Source organism: Synechococcus sp. W55.2, from assembly GCF_047461635.1.
GTDB lineage: Bacteria > Cyanobacteriota > Cyanobacteriia > Thermostichales > Thermostichaceae > Thermostichus.
This window is the reverse complement of sequence record NZ_JANSHM010000024.1, coordinates 1-22,904: the sequence shown is the minus strand read 5'-3', so window position 1 is coordinate 22,904 and position 22,904 is coordinate 1. Positions and strand designations below refer to the sequence as shown.

The 22,904-nt window shown below is 57.5% G+C and carries 21 protein-coding genes; 9 read left to right on the top strand and 12 right to left on the bottom strand.

The genetic code is table 11. The features are described from left to right. Nucleotide 1 precedes the first annotated feature (1 nt). A complete protein-coding gene (gene fmt / locus NW828_RS06755) occupies nt 2–970 on the top strand; it encodes a methionyl-tRNA formyltransferase (protein ID WP_414382714.1) in 969 nt (322 codons plus the stop codon). Between the two features lie 128 nt (nt 971–1,098). Here the strand turns inward: fmt and radC are convergent, their stop codons facing one another. The 4 genes from radC to NW828_RS06735 are packed head-to-tail and all read right to left on the bottom strand — an operon-like array spanning nt 1,099 to nt 5,935. Beyond that, nucleotides 1,099–1,830, bottom strand: coding sequence for a RadC family protein (gene radC / locus NW828_RS06750; RefSeq protein ID WP_414329627.1), 732 nt, complete (start codon nt 1,828–1,830; stop codon nt 1,099–1,101). Nucleotides 1,831–1,837: 7 nt separating this feature from the next. Continuing rightward, nucleotides 1,838–3,565, bottom strand: a complete 1,728-nt coding sequence (locus NW828_RS06745; RefSeq protein ID WP_414382711.1) for an ArnT family glycosyltransferase — start codon at nt 3,563–3,565, stop codon at nt 1,838–1,840. Continuing rightward, nucleotides 3,558–4,619 carry a CIA30 family protein gene (locus NW828_RS06740; protein ID WP_414382708.1) on the bottom strand — a complete coding sequence of 354 codons (1,062 nt, stop codon included), beginning with the start codon at nt 4,617–4,619 and terminating at the stop codon, nt 3,558–3,560. The genes NW828_RS06745 and NW828_RS06740 overlap by 8 nt, the downstream gene beginning before the upstream one ends. Nucleotides 4,620–4,657: 38 nt before the next feature. Next, entirely contained in the window at nt 4,658–5,935 is a 1,278-nt protein-coding gene (locus tag NW828_RS06735; protein WP_414331647.1) for a cysteine desulfurase, read from the bottom strand. A gap of 184 nt (nt 5,936–6,119) precedes the next feature. Here NW828_RS06735 and NW828_RS06730 point away from each other — a divergent pair, with 184 nt between their 5' ends. Continuing rightward, nucleotides 6,120–6,338: a hypothetical protein gene (locus NW828_RS06730; RefSeq protein ID WP_011433585.1), complete on the top strand. Its 219-nt coding sequence runs from the start codon at nt 6,120–6,122 to the stop codon at nt 6,336–6,338. Between the two features lie 137 nt (nt 6,339–6,475). Beyond that, complete coding sequence (gene psb35, locus NW828_RS06725; RefSeq protein WP_414382706.1) at nt 6,476–6,784, top strand: photosystem II assembly protein Psb35; 309 nt, start codon at nt 6,476–6,478, stop codon at nt 6,782–6,784. A 148-nt stretch (nt 6,785–6,932) separates the two neighbouring features. Here the strand turns inward: psb35 and NW828_RS06720 are convergent, their stop codons facing one another. Beyond that, on the bottom strand, nt 6,933–7,607 hold the full coding sequence (locus NW828_RS06720; protein WP_414382703.1) for a response regulator transcription factor: 675 nt from the start codon (nt 7,605–7,607) through the stop codon (nt 6,933–6,935). A 193-nt stretch (nt 7,608–7,800) separates the two neighbouring features. Between NW828_RS06720 and NW828_RS06715 the strand changes: the two genes are divergently transcribed. After that, complete coding sequence (locus NW828_RS06715) at nt 7,801–8,547, top strand: rhomboid family intramembrane serine protease (protein WP_414357525.1); 747 nt, start codon at nt 7,801–7,803, stop codon at nt 8,545–8,547. A 65-nt stretch (nt 8,548–8,612) separates the two neighbouring features. Then, nucleotides 8,613–9,209 (top strand): Uma2 family endonuclease, encoded by a 597-nt coding sequence (locus NW828_RS06710; protein WP_414382700.1) that lies wholly within the window; start codon nt 8,613–8,615, stop codon nt 9,207–9,209. A 51-nt stretch (nt 9,210–9,260) separates the two neighbouring features. Here the strand turns inward: NW828_RS06710 and NW828_RS06705 are convergent, their stop codons facing one another. Further along, on the bottom strand, nt 9,261–10,865 hold the full coding sequence (locus tag NW828_RS06705; RefSeq protein WP_414382696.1) for an NAD(P)H-quinone oxidoreductase subunit 4: 1,605 nt from the start codon (nt 10,863–10,865) through the stop codon (nt 9,261–9,263). Nucleotides 10,866–11,100: 235 nt separating this feature from the next. On the opposite strand from NW828_RS06705, the gene NW828_RS06700 reads away from it, so the two are divergent. The 3 genes from NW828_RS06700 (at nt 11,101) to NW828_RS06690 (ending at nt 14,126) form a co-directional block, all read left to right on the top strand. Then, a complete protein-coding gene (locus NW828_RS06700) occupies nt 11,101–11,979 on the top strand; it encodes an isoaspartyl peptidase/L-asparaginase (protein ID WP_414382693.1) in 879 nt (292 codons plus the stop codon). A gap of 116 nt (nt 11,980–12,095) precedes the next feature. Further along, nucleotides 12,096–13,130, top strand: a complete 1,035-nt coding sequence (locus tag NW828_RS06695) for an adenosine deaminase (protein WP_414382690.1) — start codon at nt 12,096–12,098, stop codon at nt 13,128–13,130. A gap of 192 nt (nt 13,131–13,322) precedes the next feature. After that, a complete protein-coding gene (locus NW828_RS06690) occupies nt 13,323–14,126 on the top strand; it encodes a M55 family metallopeptidase (protein WP_414331638.1) in 804 nt (267 codons plus the stop codon). Here NW828_RS06690 and mnmH read toward each other — a convergent pair. The 6 genes from mnmH to urtA all read right to left on the bottom strand — a co-directional run bounded on the left by mnmH (nt 14,119) and on the right by urtA (nt 20,886). Next, on the bottom strand, nt 14,119–15,183 hold the full coding sequence (gene mnmH, locus NW828_RS06685) for a tRNA 2-selenouridine(34) synthase MnmH (RefSeq protein ID WP_099887403.1): 1,065 nt from the start codon (nt 15,181–15,183) through the stop codon (nt 14,119–14,121). The genes NW828_RS06690 and mnmH overlap by 8 nt on opposite strands. A gap of 219 nt (nt 15,184–15,402) precedes the next feature. After that, nucleotides 15,403–16,155, bottom strand: coding sequence for an urea ABC transporter ATP-binding subunit UrtE (gene urtE, locus NW828_RS06680; RefSeq protein WP_414382687.1), 753 nt, complete (start codon nt 16,153–16,155; stop codon nt 15,403–15,405). 44 nt (nt 16,156–16,199) lie between these two features. Then, complete coding sequence (urtD, locus tag NW828_RS06675; protein WP_414382685.1) at nt 16,200–16,967, bottom strand: urea ABC transporter ATP-binding protein UrtD; 768 nt, start codon at nt 16,965–16,967, stop codon at nt 16,200–16,202. Between the two features lie 170 nt (nt 16,968–17,137). Continuing rightward, the gene (urtC, locus tag NW828_RS06670) at nt 17,138–18,346 is read right to left on the bottom strand and encodes an urea ABC transporter permease subunit UrtC (protein WP_414382683.1); all 1,209 of its coding nucleotides are present in this window, start codon (nt 18,344–18,346) and stop codon (nt 17,138–17,140) included. 3 nt (nt 18,347–18,349) lie between these two features. After that, nucleotides 18,350–19,507: an urea ABC transporter permease subunit UrtB gene (urtB, locus tag NW828_RS06665; RefSeq protein ID WP_414374655.1), complete on the bottom strand. Its 1,158-nt coding sequence runs from the start codon at nt 19,505–19,507 to the stop codon at nt 18,350–18,352. A gap of 104 nt (nt 19,508–19,611) precedes the next feature. Continuing rightward, a complete protein-coding gene (urtA, locus tag NW828_RS06660; protein ID WP_414382680.1) occupies nt 19,612–20,886 on the bottom strand; it encodes an urea ABC transporter substrate-binding protein in 1,275 nt (424 codons plus the stop codon). Nucleotides 20,887–21,256: 370 nt separating this feature from the next. On the opposite strand from urtA, the gene NW828_RS06655 reads away from it, so the two are divergent. Beyond that, nucleotides 21,257–22,831: a prolyl oligopeptidase family serine peptidase gene (locus NW828_RS06655; RefSeq protein ID WP_414382677.1), complete on the top strand. Its 1,575-nt coding sequence runs from the start codon at nt 21,257–21,259 to the stop codon at nt 22,829–22,831. Nucleotides 22,832–22,904 lie beyond the last annotated feature (73 nt).

Here is a 22,904-nt window from a genome sequence, read left to right as displayed (position 1 = left end):
CATGCGGGTTGTTTTTTTCGGCACGCCAGAGTTTGCTCTGCCTTCGCTGCGGATCCTGTTGCAGCCGCAGTCTCCCTTTGAAGTGGTGGGATTGGTCTGTCAGCCGGATCGGCCCCAGGGGCGAGGGCAAAAGGTGCTCCCGCCCGCTACCAAAGTGTTGGCTCAAGCCCACGGGATCCCTGTGTGGCAGCCTGTCCGCTTGCGGCGGGATGCAGAGGTGCTGGCAGCTTTGCAGGCCCTGGCCGCCGATGTGTTCGTGGTGGTGGCCTACGGCCAGATCTTGCCCCTGACGGTGTTGCAGATGCCCAAGCTGGGCTGTGTGAATGTGCATGGATCCCTGTTGCCGGCCTATCGTGGCGCTGCTCCCATCCAGTGGGCCATTGCCAACGGAGAAACCGAGACCGGCGTGACCACCATGCTCATGGATGAGGGAATGGATACAGGAGCCATCTTGCTCCAGACCAAGCTACCCATTGGGCCAGAGCAAACCAGCCTGGAATTGGCACTCCAACTGGCTCAACTGGGGGCAGAACTCTTGGTGGAAACGCTCTTGAAATTGGAGAAAGGGGAACTCACCCCTATTCCTCAGGATGGATCCCGGGCAACCTACGCCCCTTTGCTCAAAAAACAAGACTTTCACCTCGACTGGCAGCGCCCTGCCCAGGCCTTGCACAACCAAATCCGCGCCTTTTCTCCCGACTGTTTCACCAGTTTGAGGGGGCAGCGGATCAAAATTGTCCGCTCTGCCTCTCCTCAGTTGCACCCACCCCCTGGCGATCTCCCCCAAGGCAGCCCTGGCGAGGTGGTGGGATTGGACAGGGGAGAAGGAGTCTATGTAGCCACCGGAGAGGGATCCCTGTTGATTCGACGGGCGCAACTGCCCGGCAGAAAAGAACAATCGGCTTGGGACTTGGTCAATGGCGGCCAGCTCAAGGTGGGAATGCGCTTTGAGCCGCTGCCCAATTCTTGAGAGCCCACACACAGGGATCCCTTGGGCGTGGTCAACCCAAATGGTGGCGAATAAATGGTGGCGAATACAGTAATGAATGAAACATTTCCGTTGCATTACTCCCCTCTCCCTCTGGGAGAGGGTGAGGCTTACTCCGGCTGGGGAAACTCCTGCCAAAGGGTGGTGCGTTGGCGCAAGCTGAGGAACTGTCCGCCGCCCAAGATGAGGTGGTCCAAAACCGGGATCTGCAGCAGCTGCCCCGCCTGCAAGAGTTGCCGGGTAAGGGCAAGATCTTCTGGGCTGGGATCCAAGCTGCCGGAAGGGTGGTTGTGGGCCACCAGGATGCGGCTGGCTCCTTGCTTGATGGCGCTGCGGAAGGTTTCCCGCGGATGGGTGAGGGTTTCGGTGGCTGTCCCCCGGGTTACGATCTGCTGGCCAATGAGGCGGTGCTTGATATCTAGGTGCAAAACGGCAAAATGCTCTTGGGTCTCCCACATCAGGTCGCCGCTCAGGGCCATGGCTGCCTGTTCCGGCGACTCGATCACCGTGCGTTCTGGCGGGCGACCCAAAAACACCCGTCGCCCCAGCTCGATGGCGGCCAACACCGTTGCTGCCTTGGCCGGGCCAATGCCTTCAATTTGCAGCAGCTCCCCTGCCTCCACCTGGCGCAGTTGGGCCAAGGGATCCCCTTGGGCTTCCAATTTTTTCAGGAGCAACTGGGCGAGGCCGACTGCCGAGAGCTTGCCTGGCCCCTGGCCAGTGTTGAGCAAGATGGCCAGCAGCTCGGCGTGGGAGAGGTGCCTTGCCCCTTGGCTGAGCAGCCGCTCGCGGGGACGATCTTGGGCAGGAATATCGCTGATGCGCAGCACGTACTGGCTCATCTGGGGCCTAGGGAGGAGAAGAGGTTTTTTTCAACAGCCAAAAGGGACTGCGGCGCTCGACGACCCGCCAAGATCCCAGAATGGCTGCCTGTTCGCCCTCGGGAGCTGTAAGTTCAGCTACAAAGGGATCCCAGGTAACCAGGTAGTCGGGCGCCTGCCCCTGGGCTTGCCAGTCGGCCAGCTCTTCTGGGCTGGCGGCGTAGGGAACCTGCAGCGGGCCATAAAAATAGGGTACAAAAGAGCGAAAGCCGTACAGGCCCACCGTTCCAGAGAGAGCCGGCTGGGCGTTGTTTTCGGAAGTGGCAAACTGCCGGAAAAAGTGGACGGCTCCTCCCTGGGTGTGTTGCAGCAGGTGGGGGAAGACCCAGCACCAGGCCAGTTGGGCGCTCAGTCCCGTGGCCAAGAGCAAAACTGTCCAGCCCCAAGCCCGCCGCCGTCCTCGACTCCAAAGGAGAATTCCCAGCAGCAGGATCGCGGCGGGGACGTAGGTCAACACCGGCCACTCCACCTCAGCCTGCAGGTATCCCAGCACCAAGCTGCTGGAAAAGTCGTCAGGGATGCCGGCAAAGACCCATGCTTGGACTAGCCCAGCGGGGTCCTGGGATCCCAGCCAAGGCAGCAATAGCCACAGGGCCAGCCAAAACAAGCCACTGAGCAGGATCCAGGCACTTTCCCAAAAACTGGGCCCTCTTTTCTCAGCAACCAGGCGCTGCAAGCGCAGGGCAGCAAAGTAGGCCCCAATGGGATACAGCAGCGAGGTGTAGTGAACCAGCTTGGTTTGCACCAGCAGCGAAAACAGGGCCAGCACCACCCCAAAAGCCACCAACAGCAGAGATTCTGCCCGCCGAGTCAAATCCACCGAGCCCACGCTCCTGGGGATGGGCTGCAGGATCTCGGCCAAAGCCAAAGAACCCCAGGGAAAGCACCCTAGGGCAAAGGCCAACAGATGAAAATAAACCGGGCCGGGATGCCCATCTGAGCTGGTGAGGATGCGCCATTGGTAGCGCCCAAACTCTTCCACCCATTCTGGCCCCCGTTGCACCCCCTCCAACGCCAGCCAAGTGAGGGGAACAGCCACAGCTAGGCTGAGGAAAACCAGGCTCTCCCCCCATCGAAGGGGAGGATCCCGTTGCCAGAGCTTGTAGAGGATCCAGATAGCCAGGGGCAACACCAGCCCCACCGGCCCTTTGGCCAACACCGCCAAGCCCAGAGCCAGCGCCCCCACCGCTCTCCACCTGCGTCCAGAGTACCCGGCCCGCCAGGCCTCCTCGGCGGCCCAAAGGGATCCCAGCCCCACACCCATGCCCAGGTTGAGTAGCGGGTCGATGAGACCAGTTTTGTAAAAAAACAAGGGCAGGTAGCCCGTCAGCAGCAAGATCCCCCATAGGCAGCCGAACCCCATCCCGCCCAGACAGGATCCCCACCCCACCAATAGCGCCACTGTGATCCCGCCCACCCAGGCATTGGGCAACCGCGCCGCCCATTCGTTCATCCCCAAAACAGCCATGGACAGGGCCTGCAGCCAAAAAAAGAGAGGGGGCTTCTCGAAAAAAGGCTCCCCGTTGATGGCCAACGAGAAAGGATCCCCGCTGGCCAGCATCTGCCGCGCCAAGCTGGCGTAGATCAGCTCATCCCAGTCGAACAGGTAGGGGATCCCCTGACCTACCCACAGCCACAGGCCGGCCAAAAGCCCCATCCCCAGGGATCCCTTGAGGCGGCCCAGAAAGCTAGGCATGGAAAGCTTCTGAAGACACCACCCGGCCCACATTTTGAGGCGACCGCATCAGCCGCAGCAACTGGGCTGCCAGAGCGGATCCCTCTGTCTCTACCGGAATCTCCACCCCACACCAACGGCTGGAGCTACCCTGCAGGGCAGCTATCCACTCCGGGGCAAGGGATCCCCGCGCCACCCCGATCAATTGCGGCAGCCCCTCCCGGCGATACAGCCCGATCCAGCGCACGGCCAGCTGAAAGGGCCCAGGCCGGAAGCGGGGGTTTGGGCTGCCATCGGCCTCGAACTTGCTTAGCATCAGTTGCAGCGAGTAGATCTGGCGACTATTGAGAGGGGGAGCAGAAACCCGGCGGGCGCGGAACGTGGCAACCATCTCCGCAAAGGGGATCTGAACGGTCTGCTCTTCTCCCGGCGCAGTGTCGAACGCATAGCCGTGGGCGGGGCTGTCCCAGCCGCTTTGATCCCGCAGCAGGACCTTATACCGCTGCCCATCCCCTCGCAGGCGCAGCTCCAGACCGGCAAACTCCGATAAGTCCAGCGGCGGCTGCCAATTGCGGGTGCGCGTGGAAACAAACCCCCCAAAGTTGGCCGTGGAAACCTGGCCTGCGAACAGCAGCTCCTCCTTTCCCCAGAGCAGTTGGCTTTGGCTCGCCCCGCCCATCACCACATCGTCCAAAATGCCCCAAAACCGATGCAAATCCGGGTTGGGCCGGCGAAAGTCGAACAGCATCCGCTCCGTTTGCCCACTGCTGCGCAATTGCTCCAGATAAGCCTTGGCCGTTGGTGGATCCCCCAAACCTAGGATCACGGTTGCTGTCGCCCAATCTGGCGTATGGCTCACCTCCACGCCCTGCTGCCGCAGGGCCTCCGCCAACCCGTCAGGCAAACCTTCCCCCACCACCCCTATCTGGATAGCGACCGGCTCGGAAAGAGAAGGTGGCACAAAATCATCCTCCACGGCCTGGAACCCATTTTGAACCCGACGCCACACCTCAGCCCAAGGCAGGGCCTCATAGTAGGTGAGCGTGTTCCAGAACCGCCCCAGATCCCAAGGCATGAGTCTACCTCATCTCTTCAGAGGTCTATCCCGGATCCCTAGCTTAGGGCAGCGCCGAAGAACTCCACCGCTTCTGCCAACACGTCTAAAAAGCGATCCACCTCCGCCAACGTGTTGTACAGGTAAACACTGGCTCGGGCAGTGGATTGTACTCCCAAATAGCGATGGAGGGGTTGAGTGCAGTGGTGCCCCGCTCGAACGGCAATGCCTTGCTCATCCAGCAAAGTAGACAGGTCATGGGGATGGACAGCCTCCACCGAAAAGCTAACCAGCCCTGCCCGTCGCGCCGGATCCTTGGGGCCGTAAACCGTAATACCCGCTATGTGCTGGATCCCGTCCAACAGGTGGGTAATCAACCTTTGTTCATGGGCATGAACCCGCTCCAGACCGATCTGGCTCAAGTAATCTACGGCTGCCCCCAGCCCCACCGCCTGGGCAATCGCCGGCGTACCGGCCTCAAATTTGTGGGGGATATCCGCATAGGTGGCGTGATCCCAGTACACATCGGCGATCATCTCTCCCCCACCCAAAAAAGGGGGCATCGCTCGCAGCAGCTCCCGCCTGCCGTAGAGGACGCCAATCCCCGTTGGGCCACACATCTTGTGCCCCGAAAAGGCCAACCAATCGCAATCCAGCGCCTGGACATCCACAGGCATGTGGGGCACGCTCTGGCAGGCATCCAGCAAAACCTTGGCTCCGTAACGATGGGCCAGTTCAGTAATCTCCTGAACGGGGTTGATGGATCCCAGCATGTTGGAGACCTGGGTTACCGCCACCAAGCGGGTGCGGTCGCTGAGCAAAGATTGGTAGTGCTCCAGATCCAACTCTCCCTCTGGCGTGATCTGGATGAACTTGAGGTGGGCTCCCGTCTTCTGGGCCACCCATTGCCACGGGATTAGGTTGCTGTGGTGCTCCATCACCGAGAGGACGATCTCATCCCCCCGCTCCAGATGGCTCAAGCCCCAACTGTAGGCCACCAGATTGATGGCTTCGCTGGCATTGCGGGTGTAGATGATCTCCTGAGGAGAAGGCGCGTTCACAAACCGAGCGATCTTTTCCCGCGCCCCCTCATAGGCATCTGTGGCTTCGTTGCTCAGCGTATGGACCCCACGATGCACGTTGGCGTTGCAGTGTCGATAGTAATGATCCATCGCCTGCATAACCGCCAGTGGCTTTTGAGAAGTGGCGGCATTGTCAAAGTAGATTAGCGGGTGGCCGTTGACCTGGCGCTGCAAAATCGGAAAATCTGACCGCACCTGGGCAGCCAGATCGAAAGAATGGTCAAGCTTGAGAGAAGAAAGGGGGGATACCGCCATGGTCTGCGCAAAAAGCCTGCTTCCCTCAGTATGACATCGCTTCCGGCCAGCCTTCGGCAAACCCATCCGCCCAATCCCTTCCAGCATCCAGGGATCCCTTCCTCCCTGACCTGAAAGCGAAGCTTGTCACAAAATGTAACTTTGTGTTAAGTTTGGTTACAGCAACCAATACGAGGTATTAGCAATGCAATCGTCTCCCAGGATCCCTTCTCGTCTGGACTCCGCTTCTGTTGCCCAGTACTACGACACCACCAACGACTGGATCCCAGGCTGGACAGAGCAAGCGGAGCGTTGGAATGGACGCTTGGCCATGTTGGGCTTGGTGATCAGCATTGCTACAGAAGCGGTGCTGGGCCACAGTGTTTTTGCCAGCACTCTCGCCCAGTGGCTAGGTCTGCAATAACCTGCAATAATTTGTCGAAGAACTTTTCGGTAGAGCCACATTGGACATCTCACAGACTTTCTCTTCGGCTTTGAGATGTTACAGCTCTACCCTTTTTGGGAGCTTTTTCACCCTTCAATCCCTATCTCGACAGTCCGATGATGCTTGACAATCCCTTCCTCCACTACATTGCCGTCATGGTGGCCGGGCTGGTGGCCGCTGTTGTGATTGGCTCGATGGCTTTCTTCAACTCCAAGCGCCCTGCTGGCTGGGAAGGCGCCGGTCGCCCGCGGTACGTGCCGCAGTACGGTCAAGACGGCGATACCCCGCCGGAGTGGGAGATTGGCTGGACGGAGAAGGCCGAGCGATGGAACGGACGGCTGGCCATGCTGGGGTTTGCCATCAGTGTTGTGGTAGAGGCCATAGTGGGCCACAGCGTGTTTGCCTCTGCACTGGGGATCCGCTGATCCCAGTTGAAAGCTGTCTGATGGCTGGAAGAATTGGAAAATGGCAGCCGGAGAGCTCCGCCTCTCTTCTTCTGGCTTTGACTCAGCCTTTGCCAGTACCCCAAGCTGGAGCTGGCCGCAGATGCAAGTCACTGCTGGCCTTCAGCCTTTACCACTGGATAATCTTTTTCTGAACAGCTGTCATGCACATGGCAACGCGGGCGTTGATCTCATCCTCAGAGCCGAAAATATCTAGCTTTTCTTTGAGCCTTTGGATACAGTTTTGTACGGTCTTCTTGCTGGTGTGAATGCGATTGGCAATGGCTTGGTCGGTGAGGGCTTCTTTGCAGAGCAAATTCAAGACCTCAATTTCTCGTTCCGTCAGCTTCGTAAGACCGCGCAACTCCCGCGGCATGCGCAATTCTCCATTGAGGGCACTTTTGGCCCCCTCCAAAAACACGGTGCGCCGTTCCATTTTGTTGACCGCGGCAAACCCACCCTGGTGTTTGCTGATCAGGCCCACCAATGGAGTGAGCAGCAGCGGCTCGCTGGAATAGGCCATCACATTCAAGGTGGGGTAGTTCTCAAAGATATGACGCAGGAACTCTAGGCCAGGCTCGGCAGACTGCTCTCCGCTGGTTTGACCATAGAGCAGATCGGCTACAACCAAGTCCGGTTGTTCCCGCTGCAGGCGCAGGATGGCGTCCATAGGGTTGGTGACCGTAATACATTGAGCATCTGCTGCAATGCGTTGCAGCCACTCACAGTTGTTTTGAGCCACCTCTGGATGATCTTCGACGATCAAAAACTTGAGCGGGGCAGTGGGGCTTTCAACCTCGGACATCAATCCACTCCTCTAGTCCAGCCTTGCAGTTTATCCTCTGCCGGGCGGGCTTGACTGAAAACTGAAATAGGTTCACCAGCAAAGCTCCCAGCAGGTTACCCTAGTGTAGCCTCAGGTAGGGGTTTAGAGGTGAACCTGGGGGGGCAGAAAAGAACAGGCTAGGCTAGAGGGTGACGTCGACTGGATCTTAACTGTGGTACCCCTGCAAGATCGCAACCCAACCACCCGCACAGCCTATGTCACTTATGCCCTGGTGATCGTTAACATCTTAATTTTTCTGTACCAGCTAACCCTGTCGCCACAAGAGCTGGCAGCTTTTTTCCGGGAGTGGGCAGTGGTACCGATAGAGTTGACGGCCAGTTTTCGAGGGGAGATCACCTCTTCGTCGCGTCCGGAATGGGTAACCCTATTCACCTCACAATTTCTGCATGGGGGCTTTCTCCACATTGGCGGGAACATGCTCTTTTTGTGGGTTTTCGGCAACAACGTTGAGGATCGCTTGGGCCATGTGCGTTACCTCATCTTCTACCTGACTTGTGGAGCTTTGGCTGCATTAACGCAGTGGTTTTTCGACATGGGATCCCCCATTCCTTCACTGGGGGCAAGCGGCGCTATTGCTGGCGTATTGGGAGCCTATATTTTGCGTTTTCCACGGGCCGAGATCCTAACCTTGGTGCCCTTGGGTATTTTTATCACAACCCTCTACATTCCAGCTTGGGTGTTCCTGGGCTTTTGGTTCATCCAGCAAGCCTTCTACGGCATTGCCAGCCTACAGACGCCTACCAACATCGGTATGCAGGGTGGGGGGATTGCCTATTGGGCCCATGCGGGCGGTTTTGTGTTTGGGGCCATTTTGGGGCCGCTGATGGGGTTGTTTTCCGGCAAAAGCCCTTATGACCGCCAAATGACTTGGCAACAACGTGACAGGGATCTGTTTTGATTTGATCAGCTTTGATACTTTCTCAGTCTATTGTTAATCGGATAGCAGCGTGATGGGAGAAAGCCATGGTCAGTCTATCTGCCAAGCCTCTAACTCTGGAAGACTTTCTACAACAGCCGGAAACTCAGCCCGCCAGCGAGTTCATCAAAGGAGAAATTATCCAGAAGCCCATGCCACAGGGAAAACATAGCCGTCTCCAACTAAAACTGGGTAGCTTCATTAACGAGATGTTGGAGCCTTCTCAACTGGGAATGGCATTTCCAGAGCTGCGCTGCACCTTCGCCGGATACGCGATTGTGCCCGATATTTCTGTGATCCCCTGGGATCGGATCCCTGTGGATGAAGATGGCACCATTCAAAATCTCATCCCCTTTTGCCCTGATTGGATGATCGAGATTCTCTCTCCCGATCAAAATCCAATGAAGCTGGTCAAAAAAATCTTGATCGGCCTGGATCACGGCTGCCAAATGGGGTGGATCGTGGCTCCCGAAGAAAGGGTTGTTTTCGCCTACCCTGCCAGGCAGCAGCCGACGGTGCATGAGGATCCCCAAGAGGTGATCCCCGCTCCTGCGTTTGCCCAAGGGATCCAACTGACAATTGCAACTTTGTTTGGCTGGATGCAAGTTCAAGCTGGCGAGAGCCACAAGTCCAAGGCGGGATAGAAAAAGAGTGGATCTCCTTCCATCCCTCAATTCTCAATTCAAATTCAACATTCAGTTGTTGTAGAGGTCAGGAGCTTGGGCAGCCGTCTCACCAGTTTGAGGCAGCTCCTGCCGCAGCAGCGCCACCAAAGCGTTAGTGGATTGGTCGTAGAGGCTGGTCACCAGCTTGGGGTAGAGCCCAATGCCGATGATGGGGATCAACAGGCAGGCGATGATGAACACCTCGCGTGGCTCAGCATCTACCAATTCTTCGTGTTCGGTGAGCTCTTTGTTCTCTGGGCCAAAGAAAATCTGCCGCAACATCGACAGCAGGTAGATGGGGGTCAGGATCACCCCAACTGCTGCCAGGAAAACCACCACCAACCGGAAGGGGAGAGAGTAGGCATCGGTGGTGGCCATGCCGATAAACACCATGATCTCGGCCACAAAGCCGCTCATGCCGGGTAGGGCTAGCGAAGCCAGGGAGCAGGCGGTGAACATGGAGAAGATCTTGGGCATCTTCAGGCCAACGCCGCCCATTTCCTCCAGCTCCAGCGTATGGGTGCGGTCGTAGGTGGCCCCCACCAAAAAGAACAGGCTGGCCCCGATCAGCCCGTGGGAGATCATCTGCAGCATGGCGCCGCTCATGCCGATCTCCGTCAGGGATCCGATACCGATGAGCACGAAGCCCATGTGGCTGATGGAAGAGTAGGCGATCTTCCGTTTCAGGTTGCGCTGGGCAAAAGAGGTGAGGGCGGCAAAGATGATGTTCACCACCCCCAACACGATCAGCACTGGCGCAAAGTAAAGATGAGCATCCGGCAGCATGCCCGCATTCATGCGCATCAGGGCATAGCCCCCCATCTTGAGCAGGATCCCGGCCAGCAACATGTGCACCGGCGCGGTGGCTTCTCCGTGGGCATCGGGCAGCCAAGTGTGCAAGGGGAAAATGGGCAGCTTCACCCCATAGGCAATGAGGAAGGCCCCATACATCAGCAGTTGGAAGGTGAGTGGATAGGTCTTGTGGGCCAGATCCGTCATGTCAAAGCTGATGGGATCCCCGTAGAAGGCCATAGCCAGACCTGCCACCAGGATAAACAGGGAGCTGAGGGCCGTGTAGAGGATGAACTTGGTGGCCGCATAGAGGCGGTTTGCCCCACCCCAAATGGAGAGGAGCAAGTACACCGGGATCAGCTCCAATTCCCACATCAGGAAGAAAAGCAACATATCCTGCACGGCAAACACCCCGATCTGCCCGCCGTACATGGCCAACATCAAAAAGTAGAAGAGGCGAGGCTTGAGAGTGACCGGCCAAGCGGCCAAGATGGCCAGCGTGGTAATAAACGCCGTGAGCAGGATTAGGGGCATGGAGAGGCCATCGGCCCCCACCGACCAGCTCAAGCCCACTTGGGGTACCCAGGTGTAGCGCTCCAGCAGTTGCAAACCTGTCTGGCCGGGATCGTAGCCGACATAGAAGCCGGCCAGCAGAATCAGCAGATCCGTGACTGCGATGAACAAAGCAAACCAGCGGATCCGCTCGGCCAACTTTTGCGCATAGGCGCGGCTACTGGGATCCCCAGCCGGTGCTGGGATCAGGGGAATAAATAGGGCGGCCAACACAGGGTAAGCGATGACCGTGGTCAGCCAAGGAAACTCGTGCAAGCTGGGCAGCGCCATGGATGTAACCTCGCTTGTGCCATACCATCAGGGGGATCCCTGCCGGCTGCAATCCGACAGCCCTTTACCAGAATCGCCCCTGAGTATCTATGCTTAGCAAATCTACAGGATTATCTTAAGGCTCCCTCTCCCTTTGCGTTGGGATCCCTGGGATGGAGCAGATGCATGGGTGGATGTTGTACCCGAAAATCAAGATATAGTCTTCCACTGTTCTCACAAGGTAACCGATCTCATCATGCCTCAGCCCAAACTGATCATCCACGGCGGAGCCGGCAGCGCCCTGGAAGGGGAAAGCAGCCTGGAAAAAGTGAGGGGATCCCTGCGGCAGGTGGTGGAGAGCACCTACGAGCTGCTATTGGCCGGGCAGAGTGCCGAGGCAGCAGTGTTGCATGCCTGCCAGTTGCTGGAAGACGATCCGCTCTACAACGCCGGGACAGGGTCGGTCTTGCAGTCGGATGGGCAAATCCGCATGAGCGCCGCTCTCATGAACGGGGCCACCCAGTCCTTTAGCGGGGTGATCAACGTCAGCCGGGTTCAGCATCCCATCCTCATGGCCCAGGCTCTGCAATCAAGCCCGGATCGCGTGGTGGCCGAACAAGGGGCAGCGGAGCTGGCGCGGGAACTGAAGTTGCCGGTCTATGATCCGGCCACTCTCAAGCGGGTTCAAGAGTGGGTGCAGTTGCGTCAAACCCATCCCCCGACCAGGGTTCTCACCGCTCTGGCCATGGGCACGGTGGGGGCGGTGGCCCTGGATCAACAGGGGCAAATCTGTGCCGGCACCTCCACCGGCGGGCGGGGGTTCGAACGGGTGGGGCGGGTGAGCGATTCGGCCACTCCGGCGGGAACCTATGCCAGTGCGGTGGCGGGAGTCAGTTGCACCGGTGTTGGGGAAGATATTTTGGATGAGAGCTTGGCGGCGCGGATTGTGATTCGAGTGGAAGATGGCCTCAGCCTGAAAGCGGCCATGGCCAAGTCTTTTCAAGAGGCCCGCCAACGTCGCCGCTCCTTTGGGGCCATCGCTCTATCCTGCTCGGGGGAGATTGCCTGGGATACCACCACCGACCTGCTGCTGGCCGCCTATCACGATGGGCAGGGGATCGGCTTGACGATCTAGGCTGCCAACCGGGCTTGCGGGCTTAGACCTGGACAAGCCTGAGGCGGTTGGATAAGAGTAGAGATAGTACTTAAACAAACCAAGTCTGCCTCCTGGCGGGCCACTGTAGAGCGTTTATGGCACTTCACGCGGAGTTGCACCGCCATCTGGGCGGGTCGGTTGTCCCCCGAATTCTGTGGCGCTACTTTCATCGCCAGGGATCCCCTGTGGCGGAGCGCTTTCCCACCTATGCCGAGTTCGAGGAGTTCTACACCCGCCCGCGCAACACCCTCGAAGATTACCTGGAGCTGCACACGCTGGTGGAACAGGTGCAAACCCTGGAAACCCTGCCCTATTTTATCTACCGCCTGCTGCGGGGAGCCTACATCTTTGAGGATCTGGCCTACCTAGAGATTCGCTACACCCCCTACCTGCGCACGGATCCCAGCCTGGATGAGGCGGAGCGCCTCAAGCAGATGCGCCAGGTAATCGAGACGGTGGGGCAGGCCAGCCAGCAGCGGGAGTATCCCATCGTCACCACCCAGATCGTCTGTTTGCATTCACGCCTGCCCAGCCACATCAACCGGGCCATGGTGGAAGCTGCCGCTGAGTCGGAGTATGTGTGTGCCATCGACCTGGCCGGGGGAGACAAGCCCTACGGCGAACGGATGGACGAGTGGATTGAGCTGTTCAAGTATGCGCTGGCCCGCGGCCTGAAAACCACTGCCCACCTGTACGAAACTTTGGATGGCTGCTACCCGCAGTTACTGCCCTATGTCTCGCGGATCGGCCACGGCATTCAGATCCCTCTCCACTATCCAGAATTGCTGCCGGAGCTGGCACGGCGAGGACAATGCCTAGAAGTTTGTCCCACCACCTATCTAAAAACGGGAACCCTGCCCAGTTTGGAGCCCCTCAAGATTGTCTTTGACCGCTGCTTTGAGGCGGGGGTGGATATCGCCATCTGCACCGACAACGCCGGCTTGCACAATGTGCGGCTGCCGTTTGAGTACGAAAACCTGCTAACCCACGACATTATCGATTTCGAGCAGCTCAAACACTGCCAGGAAGCAGCCTTTCGTCACGCTTTTGCCTGGCCCTACAAGGGGCGTCCGGCCTCATTGTTGTCGGAGTTACAGCAGGGAGTATCTGCTTCTTTGGTGGCTCTCTGATCCCCTCAGCGGGACGGAGTCTTTATTCTTCATCCGAGCTTCTTGAGAATAGGGAAGGGATCCGTAACAGAGACAGGGGCAGCTTTCGCAAGGGAAATAACCGCTTGGATCCCTTGCCCAGAGCGATGCTGAGCGGCATCCGAGGGTGGATGAAGCCCAACAGAATCCAATGCTGAGTCTACTGAGCCAAGCATGAAGGTCTATATCAGTGCCGATATTGAAGGGATCGCCGGCATCAGCCATTGGGATGAGGCCACCATCGGCCAGCCGGGTTACGAGGCATTCCGAGAGCAGATGACCCGAGCAGTGATCGCGGCTTGTGAGGGATCCCTGGCTGCCGGAGCCACGCAGATCACAGTCAAAGATGCCCATGACTCCGGGCGGAACCTCATCCCCGAACGGTTGCCGGAGCCGGTGCAACTCATCCGCGGCTGGAGCGGCCACCCCTACTGTATGGTGCAAGAGCTGGATCGCAGTTACAATGCCCTGATCTTGATCGGCTATCATGCCCGCGCCGGTTCTGCTGCCAACCCCCTCGCCCACACCTACACCACCGAAGTTAGCCAAATCCGGCTGAACGGCCAGGCCATCGCCGAGTTTCACCTGGTCAGCCTCACGGCTGCCTATGAGGGAGTCCCAGTTGTGTTTGTAGCCGGAGATGCGGAGGTGTGTGCCGCAGCGAAAGCTTATGACGCCCACATCGAGACGGTGGTCACCCACAAAGGGATAGGCCAGTCGGTCATTACGCCACATCCGCAGCAGGTTCTACAGGCCATCCGCCAAGGTGTAGAGGGATCCCTGAGGCGGCTGTCGGCCTACCGTCCTCGCCCACTGCCGGATCACTTTCAATTGGAAGTGGACTACAAGGATCCCGCTCGGGCCTACCGCAAGTCTTTTTATCCCGGCTGCCGGTGGATTGCCGATTCCACGGTTCGGCTGGAAGTTTCCGAGTGGTTTGAGGTGTTGCGGGCTTTGGAGTTTATCGTGCTCACCTAGCCAGGGATCCAAGCGGCATCTGGATGAGGCGAGCAGCAGCTTCCCTGAGGCTGGTCTCGGAAAGGTCAGACAGCTCAATCCGGGCCCGAAGGCGATTGAAGTTTTGCTGCAGCCCGTGTCGATAGGTGGGGTCGTAGTGCTGCTCCAGCAACTCCTGCACAAACTGCGGCCAGTCTTGGGCGTCGATCAGCTCAAACCAACGCTGCAGGCGGGCCTGGCCAAGACGGGACTTCAGAGGCAGCAATTTCCCCTTTAGCGCTTGGGGGTGAGCAATCCAGTGGGGATAGTGGGCGATTAACCCCTTCACCCGCTCCTCTAGAGGCAACTGCACTTCGACACAGTCGGCTTGGGTAAGGGCTTGCCAAAGGGCAGGGGGCAGATGGAGCTGGCCCACTTTGGCACTCTCAGCCTCCACCCAGACTGGCTTGGCGGGATCCCACCGGAGAAAAACCTGCACCAGTTGACTCTCAAAGCTCTTCTGACTGGGCTGTGGCACCCCCCACTCGGCCCCCAGGAGGGATCCCCGGTGACAGGCCAGCTTTTCCAGATCGAGAACTTGGGATCCCTGTTGGCGCAGATGGTGAAGCAACTGGGTTTTGCCGCTCCCTGTTGGTCCGCAGAGCACTCGGTAGGTAAATTCCTGGGGCAAGATCTGCAGCTGTCGGCGCACCCAGGCCCGGTAGGTTTTGTAGCCACCTTGCAAAACCGTAACCTGCCAGCCCACCTGGGACAACACCAATGCCAAGCTGGCAGAGCGCTGCCCTCCCCGCCAGCAGTAGATTAGGGGCCGGTAATCGCGATCTTTATCGGCAAAATGGGTTTGCAAGTGGCGACTGATGTTCTGGGCCACCAAGCTTGCCCCTCGTTTGCGGGCTGTAAAGGGATCCACCTGCTTGTAGAGCGTGCCCACCTCCGCCCGTTCTGTATCGTAGAGTACAGGCAAGTTGATGGCTCCCGGCCAATGATCCTCTGCGAACTCTGCCGGAGAGCGCACATCGATAATTTCGCTGTAGGTGTGCAGCCAGGGCTCTGCAGTGAAGTGAATCGGAGGAGACACAAACCTGTGGATGGAAATGGCAAGCTAGCGCAATCTTGAACAGTTTCTAGCTTAGCCAACGCTGCTGCTCAAGGAAGCCCAGGGCTAACCCTAGCCTATCCCCTCGCAGGTGGACTTCTCGCTTTTCCAGAAGTTTAGGCAAGGTCTCTGGAACATGCAGGATGCCATTTGCCGCTCTCAAAAAAGTTATAGAGGTTTTCAGGCTCTCCAGGTGCCACCTCAGATAGAAAGGTGAGCTCGGACTTTTTCTTCGTCCATTTGGTCAGTCGGCCCCTCCATGATAAGGGATCCATTTTCCATAAGATAAAAGTAATCGGCCAGACTTTGGGCAAACTCAAAATACTGCTCCACCAGCAACACCGAAACGCCCCGCTCCTTTTGAATACGGGTGATGGCTTCTTCAATCTCGATGATGATGGAGGGTTGGATCCCTTCTGTAGGCTCATCCAGGAGCAAAAGTTTGGGCTCTGCCACCAAAGCTCTGGCGATGGCCAGTTGCTGCTGCTGCCCACCGCTCAAATCCCCACCCAGCCGTTTAAGAAAAGAACGCAGAATTGGGAATAGGTCATAGACAAACTCAGGTATGATCCGTTCTCTGTCCGGCGCCGCTTCTAACCCCACCAGCAGGTTTTCCTCAACCGTTAAGCGGGGAAAAATCTCTCGACCTTGGGGCACATAGCCGATACCGGCACGGGCTCGCCAATTGGGAGGGTAATGGTTGATAGGACGGCCCTCAAAAGCAATTTTGCCTGTGCAGTCTTTCAGAAGCCCCATCAGGGCTTTAAGCGTGGTGGTTTTGCCCATGCCATTGCGACCCAGAAGGCAGACCGCTTGGCCGGGAAAGATCTTAAAAGAGAGATCCTTTACAATTAAACTCTGACCGTAGTAAACCCTCAAGTTGGAGACCTCCAGAAGAGGCCCGGATCCATCTCGGGATAAGTTTTGTGTTGCGGTCGCGTTTTCCGTATTCATGGGCCTGCGCATGGGTCAGTTAAAACAGGGCTATAGCTTTTTGCTTAGTTTTTCGCCTTATGGGATCCGAGATAGACCTCAATCACTCGCGGGTCGTTTTTCACATCCTCAAAGGTACCTTCGCACAGCACCGAGCCTTGGTGTAAAACGGTAACCTTGCGGGCAATTTGTCGGACAAACACCATGTCATGTTCGATCACCAAAATGGTGTGGCTTTGGGCTAAGGATTGAATTAACTCTCCTGTAGCTTCTGTTTCTTTGTCCGTCATCCCGGCCACGCATTCATCCAGCAGCAGCAAATCCGGATCTTGAGCAATCACCATGCCGATCTCCAGCCATTGCTTTTCTCCGTGGGAAAGCAGCCCTGCCGAAACCCGATCCTTACGGCTGAGGCCAATGGTTTCCAAAAGAGCATCCGTTTTTTCTCGCAGATGCTTTTTGCCCAATAGGGTGGAAAAAACCCTTTTGTCAGGGTTGAGGGATAGCTCCAAGTTTTCTCGCACGCTCAAGTTTTGATAGACCCGCGGCGTCTGAAACTTGCGCCCAACACCCAAAATCGAGATCTCATGTTCCTTGAGCTTGGTCAGATCTTTTCCTTTAAACAGCACCCGGCCTCGAGTAGGCTTAACCTTGCCCGTCAGCACATCGAGAAACGTAGTCTTGCCTGCCCCATTGGGGCCGATGACCACCCGCAGCTCCCCTTCCTCCAGAGAGAAGTTCAGCCTGTCCAAAGCCTTGAAGCCATCAAAGCTGACGGTGAGATCCTGAGTTTGTAAAATTTGTCGGGTAGCGGTGGGAGCTGCAGTGAGCATAGGGATCACATCCAAGAACGGAAAGGCCAAAGGTCAAACCGGATTCTCAACCCATCAAATAAACCCATCAAATAGGAGAGGAAACTTGGCATCGCTGGCTCACCCATGGGATCCTCTTACCTTAAACTTATATCTTGCACATAACTGACATCCTCAAGAGAAAGCCAGATTTAGGCTGGAGAAGTATTTGCCAAACGCCTGCGCCAAAGCTGAACGGTGACCCAAAGTTGCCTGCCTTGGGTGCGCACCCAACCCACCAGTCCATCCGGCAACACCAGCACCACCAGCAGGAACAATCCCCCTTGGAAAAACAACCAAATTTCGGGAAAATTTTCGCTCAGCAAGCTCTTGGCAAAGTTAACCAAAAGAGCCCCCAGCACCGCCCCCACCAAACTGGCCCGACCGCCCACCGCCACCCAGATTACCATCTCAATGGAAAAGGGAACGGCCATCGCATTGGGAGAGATGATCCCAGTTTGCAAGGTAAACAAAGCTCCGGCAATGCCTGCCAGGGCAGCAGACACGGCAAACACCAGCACTTTAAAGCCGGTGGGATCGTAGCCGGAAAAACGAACCCGCGGCTCGTCATCTCGAATGGCTACCAGGATCCGACCGAATAGGCCGCTGGTCAGCCAACGACAGAGAAGGTAAGCCAAAACCACCGCCAGAACTGTAGTGACATAGACAGCGAAGCGCATCTCGGACGAGTTGACATCCAGGCCAAACAAAGTCTGGAAGTTGGTCAGGCCGTTGGTGCCATTAATTAAGCGCTGTTGGCCGTTGAAGAAGTTAAAGAAAATAATCGTGGTGGCCTGAGTTAGAATGGAGAAATAAACCCCTCGAATGCGATTTCTCACCACCAAATATCCCAGGGCTGCTGCCACCAAAGCCGGGATCAAGACAACAGCAACAACCGTGAACGGAAAAGAATAAAAGGGGTACCAAAACCAGGGCAATTCCGTTACCCCATAGAGGCTGAAAAACTCCGGTATCTGACCTTCCGGCAATTGCAACTTCAGGTGCATCCCCAGAACGTAGCCCCCCAAGGCGAAGAACACCCCATGTCCCAGACTGAGCATGCCGGTATAGCCCCAGATGAGGTCGATTCCCAAAGCTACAATGCTGAGGGCCAGAAACCGCCCCAACAAGTTGAGCCGAAAGCCAGACAGCACAGTTGGGGCCACAAAGATCAAGGCCAGCACCAAAACGATGAGGATCCCGGCCTCCCACAGAAGCTTGCGAGAAGAATTGGGCTCCCCGTCGGGGGTGGGAACGGCCACTTCATGGTCAGCACGGGGGGAATGAACCAGTTTCATGGGCTTTGTGAGGGAGTAGAAGATGGAGAGTCTGGTCCTATAGTTTTCGCCAAGCGAGATCATTCCCTAGGCATCCACCATACGACCTTTTTCGGGGAAAAGGCCCCGAGGTCGCACCTGCAAAAAGGCCACGATCAAAGCAAAGACCATCACCTTGGCCATGCTGGTGGTGGCAAAAAAGTTGAGGGTATCGGTCAGGATGGGCACGTTGGGAAAAATCAAAGCCAGCGTCCCGGAACCGATGACAAAGTTGGCAATCCCGATCCCAAGCGCTGCCACAATGCTGCCCAAAAGCTTACCGACACCCCCCACGACGACCACCATAAAGGTATCCACGATGTAGTTTTGGCCGGTGTTCGGCCCCACGGATCCCAGCAGGCTGACCGCTACGCCGGCCACTCCCGCCAGACCCGAGCCGACGGCAAAGGTGAGGGCATCCACCTTTTGCGTGGGGATCCCTACACAGGCACTCATGGCCCGATTCTGGGTAACCGCCCGGATGCGCAGCCCCCAGCGGGTGCGCTGCAAGAAGAAGTACAGCCCTAGGATGCAGAAGACAGTGAGGGCGATGATAAACAGGCGGGTATTGGGCAAAAACAGGCTGCCCACCGGGATCCCACCCCCCAGCCAACGGGGAGCGGTCACATCTTTGTTCTGGGCTCCAAACCAGGGTTGAGTGACTGCTAAAGCATAGGTTTGCGCCAGCACCCGCCCCCCCACCGCTGCAATTGCCGTGGAAAGCACCAGTAGCAGCGCCAGCGTCCACCCTTTGAGGCGCGGCCAATCCGTTCGCCTGGCCAAGAGCCACCAGCCGCCAAAAAAGAGCACCGCGAAGGCCCCCAAGCGAAAAGCCAGCACCCAATTGACGCTGCGCACAAACTGCTGCAGGATCAGGCTCACACCCCAAGTGGCCAGAAGGGTTTCCAGCGGTCGGCCATACAAAAAGCGGATCACCCCCCGCTCCAAGGCCAGCCCTACCAGAGCCGTGACGGCAAAGGCTGCCACCAAAGCCGGGAAGATATACAGATCCCGCCAGGGATCCCCCAGTGGCCGGAAAGCATTTTGCACGACGAAGGTGGTGTAGGCCCCCAACATCATCAGCTCCCCATGGGCCATGTTGATGACCCCCATGAGGCCGAAAACAATGGCCAAGCCCAAGGCGGCTATTAGCAAGACGGTGCCAATGCTAATGCCGTTGAACAAGCTGTCCAGGAGCAAGGTCATGGGCAGGGGATCCTCCTTCCAACTAAACTAGGGAGGCTAACCGAGCATCTAGGCGGGATCCCCGACCCTATCCAAACGGCAAGGGATCCCAGCCCTGGCCAGGACTAGCTGACTTTGTAGCGACCGCCCTTGGCCGGATCTGACCAATCGCAGGCAAAGCCCTTGGTCTCTGCCACAAACTGGTTCCAGGGCTGCGGCTCCACGGCATCCGTAGAAAAGATGACATCAAACAAACCGTCAGAGCGCACCTGGCCGATCCGCACATACTTGGTCAGGTGGTGATTGGTGTTCATGGTTACCAAGCCTTCTGGGGCATCAAAGGTCTGGCCATAGGCTGCCTGCCGCACGGCGTCGATTTCCACTGTTCCCGCTTTTTCCACTGCCTGCTTCCAGATGTAAACCATGATGTAGGCGGCTTCCATCGGGTCGTTGGTGACGCGGTTTTGGCCGTATTCTGCCTTGAAAGCCTCCACAAACTTCTTGTTGGCAGGCGTATCCACCGTCATAAAGTAGTTCCAGGCGGCAAAGTGCCCTTCCAAAAATTCGGGGCCAATGGCCTGCACCTCTTCTTCGGCAATGCTGACGGACATGGAAGGATAACGATCCGGCCCCAGCCCTGCCCCTTTCAGTTGTTTGAAAAAGGCCACGTTGCTGTCGCCGTTCAAGCTGTTGTAGATCACACCGCCATTGGGAAGAGCGGCCCGGATCTTGCTGATGATGGGAGTAACTTCTGTGTCGCCCAAAGGCAGATAGTCTTCACCCACCACCTTGCCCCCCAGGGCTTCCAACTGGGCCTTGATGATGGTGTTGGCCGTGCGGGGGAACACATAGTCGGATCCCACCAGGAAGAACTCTTTGCCCTTGTTCTTGAGCAGCCATTCCACCGAAGGCTCGATCTGCTGGTTGGGGGCAGCGCCGGTGTAGAAGATGTTTTTGGAGCACTCTTGTCCTTCGTACTGCACGGGATACCAGAGCAGGTGCTGCTTGGATTCAAACACCGTCAAAACCGCTTTGCGACTGGCCGAAGTCCAGCAGCCGAATACCGTTGCCACCTTGTCCACATCGATCAATTTGGTGGCTTTCTCGGCAAAGGTTGACCAATCGGAAGCCCCATCCTCGATAATCGGCTCGATCTGCTTGCCCAAAACCCCACCGGCGGCATTGATCTCTTTGATAGCCAGCTTTTCGGCATCCACCACGCTGGTTTCCGAAATGGCCATGGTGCCGCTAAGGGAGTGCAAAATGCCAACGCGGATGGTCTCTCCCTGGGCGTAGGCGGGCACGGATCGCTTCACCCAGATCTGCGGCCCTAGGGCAGCCCCGGCTCCGGCCAGAGCGCCCATTTTCAGCACTTGACGACGATTAAATGATAGAGCCATCGGTGATCTCCGAAACGAAGTGAGTGCAAAGGGTGTTAAGAAGTACAGTTGCAGCAGCCCGGCCAACGGGGGGAAGCACCTAGCTCATCACCTCGCCCATGTGTTGAACCTGCCCAACTGCAGTCGGCTGAGGCTTTCACCGAATGCCTTCCCAACATCAACAGAGGAAAAGGCTAATCCTGCAGTCGAGAAAGCGTCGTGCGTCCCTGTTGCCTTAACGTGTTCCATCAAACCCATTCGGCCCGGAGAGAATTGTATCGCGGGATACCTTTTCCCAGAATCCGAGCCCTTTCCCCGCAGGCTGCAGGCAGAGGCAGGGATCCCTTGCTCCCGGCATAATAGGGGTTCTGGGGTGGAGAATTAACAGCCTATGGTGCAGCAGGCCGGCTATGGATCTTGGCGATCCCCGATTACCGCTGACCTGGTGGTGACGGGATCCCTGCGCTTGGGACAGATGGTTTGGGATCAGGGGGATCTCTACTGGACGGAGGGCCGCCCGCAAGAAAAAGGGCGCAATGTGTTGATGCGGCGCTCTGCCGACGGGATCCTGGTGGAGCTGACACCGGCACCTTTCAATGTGCGGACACGGGTGCATGAGTATGGGGGTGGAGCTTATTGGGTGTCGGCAGGGGCAGTGTATTTTTGCAACTTCGCTGACCAACGGCTCTACCGCCTGCTGCCGGGTTCAGATCCCCAGCCCCTGACGGAAGCAGGCCCCTATCGCTACGCCGACGGGGTGGTGGATCGGGCGCGTGGACGCATCCTCTGTGTGCGGGAAGATCACAGCCGCCAGGGAGAGCCGGAAAACAGCCTTGTCTCGATTGACTTAGCAAGTGGATCCCAGCAGATTTTGGCTTCTGGGCACGACTTCTACGCCAGCCCGCGCCTCAGTCCAGACGGCCAGACCTTGGTATGGCTGACCTGGGATCACCCCCAAATGCCCTGGGACGGCACAGAGCTGTGGCGGTCTGAGGTGAACCCTGACGGCAGCTTGGGAGAACCTCAAAAGCTGGCCGGTGGCCCTGCCGAGTCGATCTTCCAGCCCCAGTGGTCACCGCAAGGGGATCTCTACTTTGTTTCCGATTGCAGCGGCTGGTGGAACCTCTATCGCTGGGATCCCCAGGGCCCCATTCCCCTCTGCCCTATGGAAGCGGAGTTTGGAGAGCCGCAGTGGGTGTTTGGCCTGAGCACCTACGGCTTCTGTGGCGATGGGCGCATCCTGGCCTGTTATGAACAAGACGGGCTGTCTCATCTGGCTTATCTGGATCCCCATTCAGGACAGTTGGCAGGGATCCCCTTGCCCTACACCCAGATCAGCGGTTTGCAGGTGAGTGGGGAAAAAGCCGCTTTCCTGGCCGGATCCCCGACGGAAGCCACTGCCTTGGTCTGCCTAGACTTACCCTCCAGCCAAGTGGAGGTGGTGGCCCGTTCCAGCAGCGTGGCGGTGGATCCCGACTATCTGTCGATCCCAGAGCCCATTGTTTTTCCCACCGGTGGCGGCAAGGAAGTGGCCTACGCCTTCTTCTATCCCCCCAAAAACCGAGACTTTGTTGCCCCTGCTGGCGAAAAGCCACCCCTGCTGGTGAAAAGCCACGGCGGGCCCACCGGGGCGACGGCAGCCGTGCTCAACCTGGGGATCCAATACTGGACCAGTCGGGGGATTGCCGTTTTGGATGTGAACTACCGGGGCAGCAGCGGCTACGGACGGGCCTATCGGGATGCTCTCAAAGGCCGGTGGGGCCTGGTAGATGTGGAAGATTGCATCGCCGGATCCCAATTTTTGGCAGAACAGGGCAAGGTGGATGGGGAACGGCTGCTCATTCAGGGTGGCAGCGCTGGTGGCTATACCACGTTGGCGGCCTTGACCTTCCACGCCGTCTTCCGAGCAGGTGCCAGCTACTACGGGGTGAGCGATCTAGGTCGTGTTGATCTTATGTTAGGATAGAGAGAATAATTTATAGAGGAAAGAGGATGAAGTTGGTTTTTTTAGATGAAAACAAATGGCAGAAGATATTGGC

Coding starts and splice junctions, on each gene's coding strand:
- fmt (WP_414382714.1), top strand. CDS start 2: ATGCGGGTTGTTTTTTTCGGCACGCCAGAGTTTGCTCTGCCTTCGCTG.
- radC (WP_414329627.1), bottom strand. CDS start 1,830: ATGAGCCAGTACGTGCTGCGCATCAGCGATATTCCTGCCCAAGATCGT.
- NW828_RS06745 (WP_414382711.1), bottom strand. CDS start 3,565: ATGCCTAGCTTTCTGGGCCGCCTCAAGGGATCCCTGGGGATGGGGCTT.
- NW828_RS06740 (WP_414382708.1), bottom strand. CDS start 4,619: ATGCCTTGGGATCTGGGGCGGTTCTGGAACACGCTCACCTACTATGAG.
- NW828_RS06735 (WP_414331647.1), bottom strand. CDS start 5,935: ATGGCGGTATCCCCCCTTTCTTCTCTCAAGCTTGACCATTCTTTCGAT.
- NW828_RS06730 (WP_011433585.1), top strand. CDS start 6,120: ATGCAATCGTCTCCCAGGATCCCTTCTCGTCTGGACTCCGCTTCTGTT.
- psb35 (WP_414382706.1), top strand. CDS start 6,476: ATGATGCTTGACAATCCCTTCCTCCACTACATTGCCGTCATGGTGGCC.
- NW828_RS06720 (WP_414382703.1), bottom strand. CDS start 7,607: ATGTCCGAGGTTGAAAGCCCCACTGCCCCGCTCAAGTTTTTGATCGTC.
- NW828_RS06710 (WP_414382700.1), top strand. CDS start 8,613: ATGGTCAGTCTATCTGCCAAGCCTCTAACTCTGGAAGACTTTCTACAA.
- NW828_RS06705 (WP_414382696.1), bottom strand. CDS start 10,865: ATGGCGCTGCCCAGCTTGCACGAGTTTCCTTGGCTGACCACGGTCATC.
- NW828_RS06700 (WP_414382693.1), top strand. CDS start 11,101: ATGCCTCAGCCCAAACTGATCATCCACGGCGGAGCCGGCAGCGCCCTG.
- NW828_RS06695 (WP_414382690.1), top strand. CDS start 12,096: ATGGCACTTCACGCGGAGTTGCACCGCCATCTGGGCGGGTCGGTTGTC.
- NW828_RS06690 (WP_414331638.1), top strand. CDS start 13,323: ATGAAGGTCTATATCAGTGCCGATATTGAAGGGATCGCCGGCATCAGC.
- urtE (WP_414382687.1), bottom strand. CDS start 16,155: ATGAATACGGAAAACGCGACCGCAACACAAAACTTATCCCGAGATGGA.
- urtD (WP_414382685.1), bottom strand. CDS start 16,967: ATGCTCACTGCAGCTCCCACCGCTACCCGACAAATTTTACAAACTCAG.
- urtC (WP_414382683.1), bottom strand. CDS start 18,346: ATGATCTCGCTTGGCGAAAACTATAGGACCAGACTCTCCATCTTCTAC.
- urtB (WP_414374655.1), bottom strand. CDS start 19,507: ATGACCTTGCTCCTGGACAGCTTGTTCAACGGCATTAGCATTGGCACC.
- urtA (WP_414382680.1), bottom strand. CDS start 20,886: ATGGCTCTATCATTTAATCGTCGTCAAGTGCTGAAAATGGGCGCTCTG.
- NW828_RS06655 (WP_414382677.1), top strand. CDS start 21,257: ATGGTGCAGCAGGCCGGCTATGGATCTTGGCGATCCCCGATTACCGCT.